Annotated in this window: 13 protein-coding genes and 1 pseudogene; 3 read left to right on the top strand and 11 right to left on the bottom strand. The window is 56.2% G+C overall.

What is annotated here, in order from left to right; translation table 11 throughout:
- The 10 genes and pseudogenes from ACR0AD_RS19315 to ACR0AD_RS19270 all read right to left on the bottom strand — a co-directional run.
- A pseudogene (locus ACR0AD_RS19315) lies at positions 1–608 on the bottom strand (hypothetical protein); the annotation flags it as partial.
- A gap of 201 nt (positions 609–809) precedes the next feature.
- Entirely contained in the window at positions 810–2639 is a 1830-nt protein-coding gene (locus tag ACR0AD_RS19310; RefSeq protein ID WP_480489076.1) for a relaxase/mobilization nuclease domain-containing protein, read from the bottom strand.
- Entirely contained in the window at positions 2636–3010 is a 375-nt protein-coding gene (locus ACR0AD_RS19305; RefSeq protein ID WP_480489074.1) for a hypothetical protein, read from the bottom strand. Before ACR0AD_RS19305 ends, ACR0AD_RS19310 begins: the two co-directional genes overlap by 4 nt.
- A gap of 529 nt (positions 3011–3539) precedes the next feature.
- A complete protein-coding gene (locus ACR0AD_RS19300; RefSeq protein WP_480489072.1) occupies positions 3540–3740 on the bottom strand; it encodes a hypothetical protein in 201 nt (66 codons plus the stop codon).
- A 667-nt stretch (positions 3741–4407) separates the two neighbouring features.
- Positions 4408–4950: a hypothetical protein gene (locus ACR0AD_RS19295; protein WP_480489070.1), complete on the bottom strand. Its 543-nt coding sequence runs from the start codon at positions 4948–4950 to the stop codon at positions 4408–4410.
- 22 nt (positions 4951–4972) lie between these two features.
- On the bottom strand, positions 4973–5263 hold the full coding sequence (locus tag ACR0AD_RS19290) for an addiction module antidote protein (RefSeq protein WP_480489068.1): 291 nt from the start codon (positions 5261–5263) through the stop codon (positions 4973–4975).
- Between the two features lie 5 nt (positions 5264–5268).
- Positions 5269–5562 (bottom strand): type II toxin-antitoxin system RelE/ParE family toxin, encoded by a 294-nt coding sequence (locus ACR0AD_RS19285; RefSeq protein ID WP_480489066.1) that lies wholly within the window; start codon positions 5560–5562, stop codon positions 5269–5271.
- A 115-nt stretch (positions 5563–5677) separates the two neighbouring features.
- A complete protein-coding gene (locus ACR0AD_RS19280) occupies positions 5678–7543 on the bottom strand; it encodes a ParB/RepB/Spo0J family partition protein (RefSeq protein WP_480489064.1) in 1866 nt (621 codons plus the stop codon).
- Positions 7544–7763: 220 nt separating this feature from the next.
- A complete protein-coding gene (locus ACR0AD_RS19275) occupies positions 7764–8168 on the bottom strand; it encodes a DUF3768 domain-containing protein (RefSeq protein ID WP_480489062.1) in 405 nt (134 codons plus the stop codon).
- A 603-nt stretch (positions 8169–8771) separates the two neighbouring features.
- Positions 8772–9059, bottom strand: coding sequence for a WGR domain-containing protein (locus ACR0AD_RS19270; protein ID WP_480489061.1), 288 nt, complete (start codon positions 9057–9059; stop codon positions 8772–8774).
- Between the two features lie 215 nt (positions 9060–9274).
- Between ACR0AD_RS19270 and ACR0AD_RS19265 the strand changes: the two genes are divergently transcribed.
- The 3 genes from ACR0AD_RS19265 to ACR0AD_RS19255 all read left to right on the top strand — a co-directional run bounded on the left by ACR0AD_RS19265 (position 9275) and on the right by ACR0AD_RS19255 (position 11741).
- Positions 9275–9667 carry a GFA family protein gene (locus ACR0AD_RS19265; RefSeq protein WP_480489060.1) on the top strand — a complete coding sequence of 131 codons (393 nt, stop codon included), beginning with the start codon at positions 9275–9277 and terminating at the stop codon, positions 9665–9667.
- A gap of 152 nt (positions 9668–9819) precedes the next feature.
- Positions 9820–10071: an SH3 domain-containing protein gene (locus ACR0AD_RS19260; protein ID WP_480489080.1), complete on the top strand. Its 252-nt coding sequence runs from the start codon at positions 9820–9822 to the stop codon at positions 10069–10071.
- 191 nt (positions 10072–10262) lie between these two features.
- A complete protein-coding gene (locus ACR0AD_RS19255) occupies positions 10263–11741 on the top strand; it encodes a DUF6880 family protein (protein WP_480489058.1) in 1479 nt (492 codons plus the stop codon).
- A 420-nt stretch (positions 11742–12161) separates the two neighbouring features.
- Here the strand turns inward: ACR0AD_RS19255 and ACR0AD_RS19250 are convergent, their stop codons facing one another.
- Positions 12162–13244: an ABC transporter ATP-binding protein gene (locus ACR0AD_RS19250; RefSeq protein WP_480489056.1), complete on the bottom strand. Its 1083-nt coding sequence runs from the start codon at positions 13242–13244 to the stop codon at positions 12162–12164.
- Between the last annotated feature and the right edge of the window lie 3 nt (positions 13245–13247).

The following is a 13247-nucleotide window of genomic DNA, read 5'->3' as shown; positions in this document are numbered from 1 at the left end:
TTTTCGGCCTCGGACGGGTCCAGGTTGTCCAACTCGGCCGCGTTCATGGATGTGGTGTAACTGTCGTCAGCAACAGTGTACGCCTGCAGGTCGGTGTCATATGGGCGTAGCTCGGCAACATCGCCCTTCAGCTCTCCGATCTGCACGTCCATTGCGGCACGCAGATGCGGATCTTCAACCTCTCGTGCAAGAGCCTCCATGTTCTCGATGGAGTTCACAATGTCCTTGGTCTGCTGTTCGTAGTTCTCGAAACCGGCTTGCCCCAAAGCGGATTGCATATACTGAACATAGCGATCACCGGGCGACTGGTAGTCGTCGGAATCCTGAAAACCCTTATCGCCGGACAGATCCGCAAGGGACGAATAGTAGGGGTGATACAGGTCGTATTCCTGAGCTTCGTTCATGTGCTGAGAAACCAGAGCCTGCATATCGTTCAGATCAACCGGCTCCCCTGACCGCTCCGCAGCCTCCAATTCGATTTTCAGTTCTTCGACCAGATCTTTTTGCGCCGTATGTTCGTCAACACGGCGGTTGGCCTGGTCCTCGATGTCGAAGCTCTTTGAAGCGATGGCTGCACGATCAAAGCCCATCGCCTGCTGCTCTTTCATGATGATGTCGATCTGCTCTGAAACGCGATCCTCGCGCGGGGCGGATTGATCGAATTTGGGAATAGGGTGCGAAGTGTTCGACTTCGTTCAAAAGATAGTCTGTACGCGAAACCATAGTTTTTCCTTTGCGAGTTGATGGAAAACTCTGTGATGGATCTGCTTAGAGCGTTGGCGCACTCATCAGGCAGACCGGGTGAAGTCCTATAAGCTGTGTCCGTCATCGTCGCCCCGCCCTTGCAAGAGCAGGTGCGTTGCGTGGGCGTGAACGTCTGAAAGTTCTTCTGAGATTGCGATGATCCTGGAAGACGCAAGCTGGTGCAGCTCGTCAACAACGGCCTCTGCCCGGTCGTGGCTGTCCGACAATCCTTGAGCCTGGAAGTGGGCCGTTGCGGTCAAAATGTCGTCGCTGCGCCATCCCATTGTAGTGCCCAAAGTGACGTTGTGATGATCGCCAAAGCGGGCAACGAACGCCTCGCCATCGAGGCCGTGGCTGCTGGCCGTGTCGGTGACTTCCTTGCGGATCGCCGCCCACTGTTCGGCCTCCGGATAGTCGAGGGTATCCATTTCGGCAGTATCCATCAGGGTTGAATATCGCCGGTCCTCGATGATGTAGGCTTGCAGGTCGGGATCGTTGGGCCGCATGTTGGCTACGTCACCTTTCAACTCTCCTATCTGAATGTCCATCGAAACGCGCAAATGAGGGTCAGCGACCTCGCGCGCCAGCCCTTCCATTTTTTCGATGGACTGCAAGATTTCAGCGGACTTCTTCGACCAATTGTCACTGGCATCCTCGCCCAAAGTATCGCGCATGTAAGCGTCATAGCGCACCGCTGGCGGCGAATAGTTTTCGGACGCTTGATAGTCTTTGTGATCGACAATATCAGCCATCGCCGAGAGCGTTCCGCCGCTTTCTTCAATGTGCTGATGGGCATCAATGTGCTGGACTACGCGGGCTTTCAGATCAGGGCTGATTGTTTCCTCATCGCCACCCAATTCGATGTGTTGACGCAGCTCGCGCATCAACTTCGGTGATTTGTAATCGGGGTCTCCCGGCTCGCCGTAATCATCAAAATGATGGGCTTGGTCTAGTAGATGTTCCATTCTCGATACCATAGGTTCCTCACTTTCAACGAGTTGGATGGCAAACTCTTCGATCCGGGCTTTGATGGCGTTGGCGCGCTCATCAAACAGATCCGACATTCTTGCGATGGATAGAGTCATTACATCAGCGGCCATGTCGCGGGCCGTAGCTTCGACTTCCGAAGTGCTTTCAACAACTGACATTCCGGCCTGAACTTTCCACGTGTCGGTCTCAACTTCCTGCCGCAAACCGCGCTCAAGGCGGGTCGTCGAGGTCAGCTCAATTCCGTATTCCTCTGCAACCTCAACCTGGATGGCACGCTGAACGTCGATGTTCATTTCGCTGCTCATACCCATAGCCAACCACTGCCCATGTTCGACGCCTCGGTTGTTCACAACGATGTGGACATGGGGGTTGTCAGTGTCGTTGTGGAACACCGTCAGGTAGTCCCAGGTATCGCCAAAATCACCGCTGCCAAATAAGCGATCTGCGAACTCCAAACCGGCCTCATGAGCGGCGTCCGGATAGGTGCCTTCGGGAAAAGAAACGATCATGTGACGGGTGTAACCGTAGTTGGTTTTCCCGTTGAAATCCTCGGCCCAAGTCTCGATCAAATCACTGACCTGATCCGCATCAAGCGGGGTCACGCCGTTGTCGCGGATGTCCAACACGCCCTCTGCCCTGACGGTCAGATAGTTGATCTGGCGGCGCAGCTCGTGCGCGTTTTTCACACCACCTTTGCGGACGTGCTTTACAACCGCCTCGGGCTTTCCAACCACGGCACCAAGCCGCGCCTTGATGGATGAGGCCCGCGAGATCATGAACTTCATCCGCTTGGCGGTCTGCAGCTGCTGAGTGATCTGCTTAGAACGATCGACGCCCTTCTGAGCCTCACGGAAGGCAAGCTCTAGGAAGTCGCCTGCTGTCATATCGTGAGCCGCAGCGGTCACTCTTCAGGCCTCCAATTGTCGTCGCGCAAGATCCGGCGTATGGCGGATTCTGGTTCTCGATTTCGGCGGGCCGCAGTGATCATCGCCTTCAGGTCTTGCCGGTGCTGGATGATCGCTCGATGGAGATTTTCGACGTCGCGGCGGTCGTCCTCCGTCCAGATCACAGTGCCGCGCTTGGCCGATTTCGCAAGCTGATTGAGGTTGGTGTACCCACCCTGAACCTGCCGCAAATGCTTCTGCCAGAGATCCACAACAGCGGGGTCAGGATCGAGATAACCGATCAACCGATAGATCAATCGCTGGATGACCTGATTGCGGCTCTTGGCCCTCAGCACGGTCACAGCTGCCTCCAGACGCTCCAGCGCATCCACTGGCAATCGCACGGAGAAAACGGTGGTGTCAGAGGTTCTGCTCTCGCCCAAATCTCAATCAATCTTTAGTTGTATTTGTAACTTGTAACACAACTACCTTATCCTGTCATACTCTCCAAGAGGAAACCGGGGGTGATTTTAGAAATCCGTCATTTGTCAAATTGCCCTCGGAACAGTTTTACTCTTGGAGGCAATTTCCACGCCGGGAAAAGGGTCCCGCCCCTTTTCCAGCCAGCAGGCGTGGGTGCCGGTGGACTGGCGCAGGGCAATCACGCAAAGCGGGAGCTGCCCGAACAGCGCCCGTCACATTCCGGCACGTTCAAGTTCAGTATGGCATTTTCCGCGCGCCTCAGCGCGCTCGATTTCCCGCCGCCTGCGCGGCGGGTGTGGCAGGGGTGCGAACTGCCGCATTGCGGCCGGACGGTGCCCCTGCCCGGCCGTTGGTCCGCGCGTCACGTGTGGCGCATGTGTGGTCCGGCTCTTTGGCCGGAGCAAGGCAAAGGGCGGCTTGCGCCGCCCTGCCCTCGTGTCATTCGGTGACCGGCTCGTCATCGGTGCGCTTCGGGAAGGCCACCATCTCGACGCCGGGGAACATGCTGTGCTTGACCTGGATCGAGGTGATGTTGCCGGCCTCATCGGTGTTGACGAAGAGAACCCCGCACCGATCCCAGAAAGTCTTGCCTTCTTTTTCGCCGGTCTTGACGTTCAGTTTCAGAGTTTGAGTTGCCATTGTTTGATCCTCGCTATGACGTGTTTCGATGAACATGGGAAAAGCGGGCAGCAAGGGGATGTCAGCAGGGAATTTGATCCGCGCGGAATGCGCCGCAGGCGCAGGGGAAATTCTTTGTTGAAGCGCGGTGCCCGGGCCGGGCACCGCGCGTCTTTCCCGACTGCCCGCTTATGTTCATCCGTTCAGAAACACCGGCAGCCGAGGATCATCTCCGGCAACGGGATTGAAGCTGTCAGGCCAGGTGAAAGGCAAGGCTTTCTGGGATCGGTGCGCACGGGTCATCCGAACAAAGCGATACTGTATGTGGCGGCAACATCGCCTCGATCCAACACGGGCGCGGTACACTGTTCCCAGTGCGGGTGGCCTTACGGGGCCGGTATGACCTCGAAGCAAAGAATGAAAGATCGCTGGCGGTGCAAGTCGCGCTTTCCAATTGGCGGAGGCCAAAGACCGGACGGTCCGGCCCTGGTCTGCGCTTGCGTGGATCAGGTTAACAGGCGGACTCAATTTGGCGGGTTGGATATCGCGGTTACATAACCCAGACCCGCGCGCCTGGCGGCAGGACCCGCGCATGAACAAAGGCCGCGCGATGCCGCCCCAAGAAAGAGGCCCACCGAAGCGGGCCACAAGTTTAACCGAAGGAAAGTCTGGAGGTATTGAGTTCAGGCTAACGCTTACGCGCGCGATCGACAACACCGTCCGCTGTGATGGTGGCAATGCGATCCTCGGTGCGACGGGTCATTTCCACCCCATCCCCCGTCATATGCGCCTCGGCAAATTCGGTGAACTTGAAGATGCTGCCATCGGCCTCAACATGGGTTTCATCTTCTGCTGAGCGGCGTTTCACCGAACCGTCATGGCGGATTTCGATGATCGTGTTGTCGGCCATTCGGACCGTCACAGTATGCTCATCCACGGCCACACCCTGCCACCACATATCTGCATCGCGGCGCACAACAATGCGGTTTGGGTGCAGCTTGATCTGCACGTCCTGTGCGGTCTCCGGGTCTGCGGCTTTGACAACAACAATCGCTTCTTGGGCGCTGGGGTCGTTGTGGATCGACGCGCTCCCATTCTTTGGCGGCCAGAGCTTTGGCTGCGTGCGCTGCTTGCCGGTCTGATCCGTATGAAACCCGACAAACATCTGCGCGGATTTCCAGACGCGGTGGATGGCTTTTTCGACTTTGGACTGGGCCGCGTTGGTAGACATGGCGGGTGACCTTCCTGAACGGTTAACTCACGTGCAATTTTGGGGTGAGCGTCACACCCACCGCACTCAGCACTTTCAGCACTGTGCCAAACTCGGGATTGCCGTTTTCGCTAAGTGCGCGATAGAGGCTTTCCCGAGACAAGCCGGATTTGTCGGCCACGCTTGACATGCCTTTAGCCTTGGCAACATCACCAAGCGCCGATGCGATCAGGGCCGTGTCGCTGGTTTCAAAAGCCGCTTCAAGATAGGCTTGAATGGCTTCGGGGCTGTCCAGATAGTCAGCCGCTTCAAACTTCGTTGTTTTAACACCCATGTTATTCACTCCAACTCTGTTGCCATCGCTTTGGCGGTTTTGATGTCAATTTGCTGGGATGACTTGTCACCACCACAAAGCAAAACGATCAAAACGTCGCCACGCGATACATAATAAACGCGATACCCCTTACCTTCCGAGATACGCAGTTCACTCACACCTTCACCAACCGGCTTTACATCACCAGGATTACCCAAACTCAACCGCGTGATGCGAACCAAAATCCTGGCTCTCGCCCTTTGGTCCTTCAAGCCCTTGAGCCACTTGTCGAACAGGTCAGTCTTACGTATTTCTATCATACCTAAATGTAGCCTACAAGCTACATCCTTTCAAGTGAAAACACCGTAAAGCGTTGAATTAAAAGAGAACAACGCCGTTGGAAGGCAGGGCGCTATGCGCCCTGCCCTATTGGGTTCAGAAGCAATCAGGCACCCACGCGTCAATCCGGGCTTTCTGCGCATCGGTCACACCCAGTGCCGCCTGATGCGCGTTGTCATTGAAAAGCTTGTGCATCGCCTCATTCTTCGCGCCTTTCTTGGATTTCGCGAAAGCTTTGAACATGTCGGTGTCACCGTGCAAGTCCAGCACGTCCTTGTAGAGATCATCAAGCTGCCAGCCTTTCAGACGCTTGAAGCAGTTCTCTGCGGACGGGGTCCAGATCGTGCGCATGTCAGCGCCAATCTCAGCCTCGATCTCCGCCATGAACTCCGGGCGCTGGGTCAGAAACCGCCGCGCCAGAAACGCGGTGATTTCACCATTGCGGGTTTTCTTGCCCAGATCGAGAAACGCTTTGAACGCCTCCACGCTGCCTTGTGCGGCCATCTCGTTGAATTGGTCATTGGCGGCCTCTGCCGTTTCATCCCGTTCCCCACCAAGACGCGGATCAAGATTAAACTGGTCGTCAATCTCGGGCGTGTTGTTCTCTGCTCCGCCGTATCCGAACCCGAAAATGCTGTCATAATGACCGGATGCCGGTGTCGCATAGAAGGCAAACAGGCTCAACACATAATCAGGTTTGTCCAGCAAAGCCGTTTGAACCGCCGCCAACCGGATCGCCATCATGTCATCGATGAACTTCTGCGAATAGGCAGGTTTTGGTGTCTCTTTGACCTCAGGTTCTTCAAGAGGGGCCAGAACACCGGCTTCAATGGCGGCCTGCACATGTTCCGCAGCGACATAGGCCGGGGATGTTTTGATCTCGCCAGCGTTGCCGACATAGACAAATACACCGGACAGTTTGCGTTGGTCGTCGGAATAGAACGGCACGACATAGTCCTCGAGCGCGGCTAACTCCTTTTCACCCTCCGTGTCCAGAGCCTCTGCCTCATAGAGTTCGGCAAGTTCGTCATACCGCTCAGACTGTTCTTCACTGAACTCCCGGTTCACCATGTCCAGACGGTGCATGCCTTCTGTGCCTGTGAACCCATAGGGAATGTAGCTTTCATCATGGGTGTCCACCCAGTCCCAGCCTTCCACTTCGCGCAGCTTTTCTGCTTCAGCCGCCAGTTTCTCAGCAAACAGATGATCCAAGAGCGCGCCTTCATTGAACAGGATCTCATCGGCAAAGAGATCAGCGGTGATCGTGCCACCCGCCTCAACATAGGCCTCCTGCCCCACAAACACGGCCTTGCGGTTGCTGCTGCTGACAGCCTCAGATGTCAGGGCCTGTTTAACATCATGCTCACTGAACCACCGGCACTCCTTGGCCCGCTCCAATACCTCCAGAATTTTCTCTTCCTCGGTGCTGACGGTCATGGCTTTGGCCAGTCCCATGCTGATCTCGCCAGCCTTGAGCGCATCCAATACAGCGGCGGGCAAACCGGCAAGTGCCAGGCGGCGGCGTACATGGGCTTCGGTCACGCCAAACGCATTGCTGATCTTGGCAACAGACAGGGATTTCTCCGCCATCTTGCCATAGGCTCGGACCTCGTCCACCGGGTCCAGTTCCTCACGCGCGGTGTTTTCTGCATTGGCCCATTGTTCGGCCACAAAAGGGTTGTCCGTGATCTTCACGGGGACCTGTGCCAGATCGGCGCGTTCGGTCACGGCGATGTTCAGAGCCCGCAGGCGGCGACCACCGGCGACAATGGCGACTTTGCCATCTGCATCCCGCAATCCGCTGAGGTTCTGGATCAGGCCGCACATGATCAGACTGTCGGCCAGCAGGGCAATGCCGTCTTCGGTCACCTCCTGACGTGGGTTCAGATCGGACAGGTAGAGATCGGTCAGGCCAACGGTTTCGATGGTTTCCGGTGCGGTGAATGTTTCGACTTTGCTCATGGGACAAATCCTTGTTTGAGTGTTTTGCTTCGTGTTAAGGGTGCCCTACCCCTTCCGGGGTAGAGCGGGGCCGCTTAGGCGGCTGCGTGTTGTTTCAAGAAGGCGCGGGCGATCTTGCCGGATAGGCCGCCCTTCTTGAGGTTCTTCCAAGCCAACTGGCGTTGACGTGCGAGGGTGTATGGGTTCATGAACTCACCTCCTTTCAGGTTTGGGGTTGGGATCAGTATTCGCTGGGGCACATGATGGTCAGGACACGGCGCGTCGCTGCGGGATCAGACGGGCAGTCGGACCCGTATTTGTAATCCGCGTCGTAAAGATCGATTTTCCAGAACAGCTTCTGGCCGCTGATTGTCACCGTTCCGAATGTGTGATCGCCATATGGGTCATTGCCCTCGTCAAACTGGTCATCTGACGCCACTGCAGCCAAAGCAGCGGTTTGGAACTCCACCCCTTCGCCGGACACACCGGGCGTGACAAACACCTGTCCCTGAATGCCCTCGGAGTGCACCTCAATCGCCGCATTTGGGTCGATCAGGGCTTTTCGAAACAGGTCATTCTGGGCTGCGATCTCTGCCGCCTGAAGGTAGGTGTCGTTCTCGAGGTCTTTTGTCGCTTCACTATTCAAAACCGTCTCTCCTTTTGTGGTGCGACCTCCGGGGCTGATCCCCTTTGGTGCTGGTTTTGAGCCGAGCCCTGAAAGGGCGTCGTCTCTAAAACCTGCCCCGTGGCGAACGCGGAGAGGGGCGAGACAGGACAAATCGACAAGAGTGGAGCGGCCCGCAGGCGCAGCCGAGGACACGGTCTTGTCTATTTGTCTTGTCCGAGGGGGGAGGCCGCGCCTTCCCCCTGCCGGAGGGCGGCGTTTGGCTCGTCCAAACCCCGCCTGACCAACAAAAGAAACCAAGGGATCTTCGATCCTGCGAGAGCGCAAAAGGGATCGTCACCCGAACGGGCAGATCACCACGGCAGGAAGCGACCATGGCCCAATGCCCCTGCCCCGGCTTGCAAAAGACGGTTCAGGGGCTATTGCGTCAGGGAGATCATGCTGGGGTGTTCTGGGTGGAAGCCGATACGTCGGCTGGAACCTAGAGCCCGGTCACGAGACGACAGGCTCGGGATTTGCTAAGGAAACAGTGAACGGCCCGTATTTTCAAGTTCCGTGCAAAGCAACTGCCAGTCCAAATGACAGCTCAAAGGCCCGGTGCAACACTGGATTAGCAGCCCTAGGTTATTCACCTACCGGCACATAGCCTCGACGACGTTTCTGACTATCAAGTTTCTGGAGCGCTTCAGAGGCCTGGGCTTCGTCATCGTACGTAACCATCATGGCTTGCCCGTTCGTGCCAATACGCCCCCAGGTACGAAGCACTGAAACCTCCCCAAACAACGTCGGCTGCAACTCGATGCCATAGAACCGCGCCATGTTGATCTCAGGGTCCACATGGATCAGGTGCACAGGTGTGGTGTCTGTCAGCTCCATGATCCGATTGTCGGTCAATTCAGACCGTCTGTCCAATGACTTTGCTGGAACAGTCAATTGGCAAGGATTCAGAACCGTGATGAAAACATTCGACAACTCAATCTGTCTGATGCTTGCCTCGTACCCATCCAGGTACAGGAGCTCATATTGGCACCATTCCACATTCCGCTGCTGGAACCGTTGTGACCATTGGCCAGAGTAGGTACGATTTTCTCATATCTTCCAAAACGAAATAGAAGGATGAAAGCAACGTGGCTGAAATCTTGGAAGGCGGATGTTTTTGCGGTGAGGTTCGATATCAGGTCACTGGCAGCGCAGTAATGCAACTCATGTGTTTTTGCAGTGATTGCCTAACAATGACTGGCACAGATGGTTATGCCGGGTACATGATAAAGTCGGAAGACCTGCAGCTGCTGAAAGGCAAACCACGGACCTTTGAGAAGACCTCAAAGGAAGGTCGACCTGTCATCAAGCATTTTTGTGGCACCTGCGGATCAGGCTTGTGGGGCGTGACAGCCTTCGGGTTGACGAGCATTGCGGCTGGGACATTGGATGAGCCAAACAACTTCAAGCCAACGAGCAAGGTTTTTGTGAAAGATGCCCCCAACTGGGCCAGGGTTCCCCACCATTTGGAAGAATTGTAGCGTTTGAGGCTTTGGTATCGCGTACATTTCTGTCTTGAGATGTTCCTCTTGGTGACCCCAGTTGCTACGATTGTCGTTGAGGCAATAAGCAGGACATCGCGATGCGCAATGCAATCTTCTTACCCCTAATGGCTTTGTTCCTGGGGGTCGTCATGGACGTTGAACCGGCTGCGGCCGCGTCACTCGGACCATATGAGGTTTTTGGAGTCGAAGACGGTGACATGCTAAAAATGCGCAGTGGACCTGGAACAGGGTTCAATGTGATCGTTGGTCTTCCAAATGGAACCGCACTACGAGTTCACAGCTGCGAGCAGACCGGTGGCACACGTTGGTGCCGCGTTTCATTGGAGCGTGCTCGTAAACTAAAGGGGTATGTCTCTTGGGCATATTTGCGGAAAAACTAATACGACGATGATCAGCGATGCCATCTTACTGTAATAAAAGAATGCTGGCAGAAAAGGCCGCAGTGAAGCTTTCTTGTTGCCGGTGATGGGATCAAGCGGGAAACCACGATCGTGTTTCCGGACATCCTATACTTGCTCCCGAGATCTGGTCGAGGCACTTATTGGGAAACAGTTCGCTACCGAGACCTGCCATGGCGCGTAAACCTGCCCTGACCACTGACAAGCTGAAAGACCTCGGCGCCGACAAGCTCGCGCAACTGGTGCTGGAGGAAGCCGAGCGCAATGCAGGGTTCCGGCGGCAGGTCAAGGCGGCGTTGGCCGGGAAATCCGGCCCCGAAGCCATCGCCAAACTGATCGATCGGCGGCTGTCCGGGCTGGCGCGGGCAAAGAGGTTCATCGAATGGGACAAGGCTCGCGCCTTTGCCGACGATCTGCGCAGCCTGACCGAAACGATCACGTCGGAACTTGGTCCTGTCGCTCCGGCGCTGGCCATAGATCGACTGCTGCGCTTCATCGCCACCCATGAACAGGTTTTCGAGCGCGTCGACGATTCCTCAGGCCGTGTTCAGGATGTCTATTATCAGGCGATCAATGCGACCGGCGAATTGGCCTCAAGCTTGTCCGTGCCCGAGGCCGACGCGCTCCCCGAAAAGATCATGACCGCGCTTAGCGAAAGCACCCACGGCTATCTGACTGAGGTAACCGAAGCCGTCGTGTCGTATCTGCCGCAAGACAGTCTGGTTCGCTGGGATGCTGATCTGAAAGATGCCATAGCTGAGCGGCAGGCCGAGGAAGCGGCGCGCAAACCGGATGGCTGGTTCTATTCCATGACCTCGCAATGGGCCAAGATGCGCCAGACTATCGCCTCGGTGCGGGGGGATCTCGATCTGCTCATCGCGTTGGAGACTAAAAAGCAGCCGCATATGCAGGATACCATAAAGATCGCAGCGCAGCTTCTTGAGGCCGGTCGCAGTGCCGAAGCGCTGGATTGGGTGCGAAAACCAGGTCGGCGCACGTTTGAGCAAACCGACAATGACCTGTCCCCATCTCGTGTCAGCCTGGAGGCGCGTATCCTGGAAGCCTTTGGCGACAAACCGGCCGCGCAGGCCCTACGCTGGCGTTGTTTCGAGGCTGAACTGTCTGCCGATATCCTGCGGGAGTACCTGAGACAACTTCCGGACTTCGAGGATATTGAGGCCGAGGAACGCGCCCATGCCCTCGCCTTGGAAAAGGCTGAACCTGAAGCAGCGTTGCAATACTTCCTCGACTGGCCGCGACACGATCTGGCAGCAAAGCTTATCGTGGCGCATCCGCACCGCTGGGACGGCGGTCATTGGCACATCCTGCCGAAAGTCGCGGCCCTTCTGGAACACGATTTTCCGATGGCGGCCACGATACTCTACCGCGCACTTCTGGACGACATCCTGGATCGCGCGCGCTCCAAGGCTTATGGGCACGGCGCGAAATACCTCGGGAAACTGGCGCTGCTGGCTGAAGAGACGGATCCCACTCGCCCCGACTCAATGACAGACCATGCAACCTATTTTGCCAGACTGAAGAAAACGCATCCCCGTAAGTCAGGGTTTTGGACGCGCGTCGATGAGAAGGAACCCGCGCCGCCACAAGCCAGTAGGCCCCAGCGCCCTCTTTGGGTCAGAGGCGATGGCTGACGGCCCAAACTGGTCATTCATCGCCTCTGGCCACGCTGCGGTGCAGCTTCAACGAACCGGCCATTCGCTTAATCTGCGAGATCGACGAGTTGTCCGACGTCTGCCTTGCGGGCAAAGTGAGCAGCGAAGTGACGCACATGATCCGCAAAGGTCAGCTTACGCCCGGAATCTGTCCGTTTCGCCAAGTTGCGGCATTGGCGGCACAAGCAGAGGGTTCGGTACCAACTCTTCGTTCAGTAAGAAACTTTGCAATAGATCCTAGGACACTGGGTAACGAAGATCGAAGAACACTGCGTGTAGTATCACGTCCCTTGGGAAATGAGCGCCTTTGAATGAAATTGTTACTGTCTGCCTCGATCAAAGTCCGAAACGCCATTAACACCAAGACTTCCTGGCCAAAAGTTCGCGACAAAGCCCTCATCATTTCCGCATTGACAAACCATTGTGAAACAGATGCACTTTGCTCGGGTCCGCATTCAATTTGACAGCTTTCCCACGTCGGTTTCGTTCAACGCCAGGAAACTTGGCGACGATATTCTCAGCCCCCGGCCTGCTGGCAAAATACAGCAAGGTCACTTCACCCAGGGCTTCGACAAAATCGACAGCGCCGTCCAGAAACCCAGCGGCGGCGTCGGCAACGAAATCCTCAGGTCGTACGCCGATATTGACCTGCAAACCCATTTGTTCGGGCGTGGTCGAAATGGATGAAACGGCTTTTCCGCCCGCATCAAGTGTGACCTCTGTCAAATCCCCGGTTTTGGAAATATTGCCAGACAGCAGATTCATAGAGGGCGATCCGATGAACTGCGCCACAAACTCGTTATCCGGCGTTTCGTACAGTTCCAGTGGCGTACCAACCTGCGCGATGCCTTTGTTGGCAAGAACGACGATCCGGCTGGCCAGCGTCATCGCCTCAACCTGATCGTGGGTCACGTAGATCATTGTGCTTTCGGGCATCGCCTCTTTCAGGCGCGCAATCTCGATCCGGGTTGCAACGCGCAGCGCAGCATCGAGGTTCGAAAGCGGTTCGTCGAACAAATAGACCTTGGGGTCTCGCACGATGGCGCGCCCGATAGCGACGCGCTGGCGTTGCCCTCCGGACAGAGCCTTGGGCAGACGATCCAAGAGCGGATCCAGTTGAAGGGTCTGGGCCGCGCGTTCAACGGCGGCATCGATCTCGGCAGCAGGCATCTTGGCGATCTTCAGTGCAAATGCCATGTTCTCGCGCACGGTCAAATGTGGGTAGAGCGCATAGGACTGAAACACCATGGCAATGCCCCTTTGGGCGGGCGGCACATCATTCATGACCTGCCCTTCGATCTCCAAGGTGCCGCCGGTGATCTTTTCCAGCCCGGCAATCATTCGCAACAAGGTTGATTTTCCGCAACCCGATGGACCGACAAAGACGATCAACTCGCCCTTTGCGATATCCAGATCGATATGTTTCAGAACATCGACCGGACCATAGGATTTCGCGACATCCGTAAGTTTGAGTTCTGACATGGT

This window comes from Ruegeria sp. BH8 (assembly GCF_056538065.1).
Note: the sequence above shows the minus strand (reverse complement) of the source record. Positions and strands in the feature narration are given on the sequence as shown.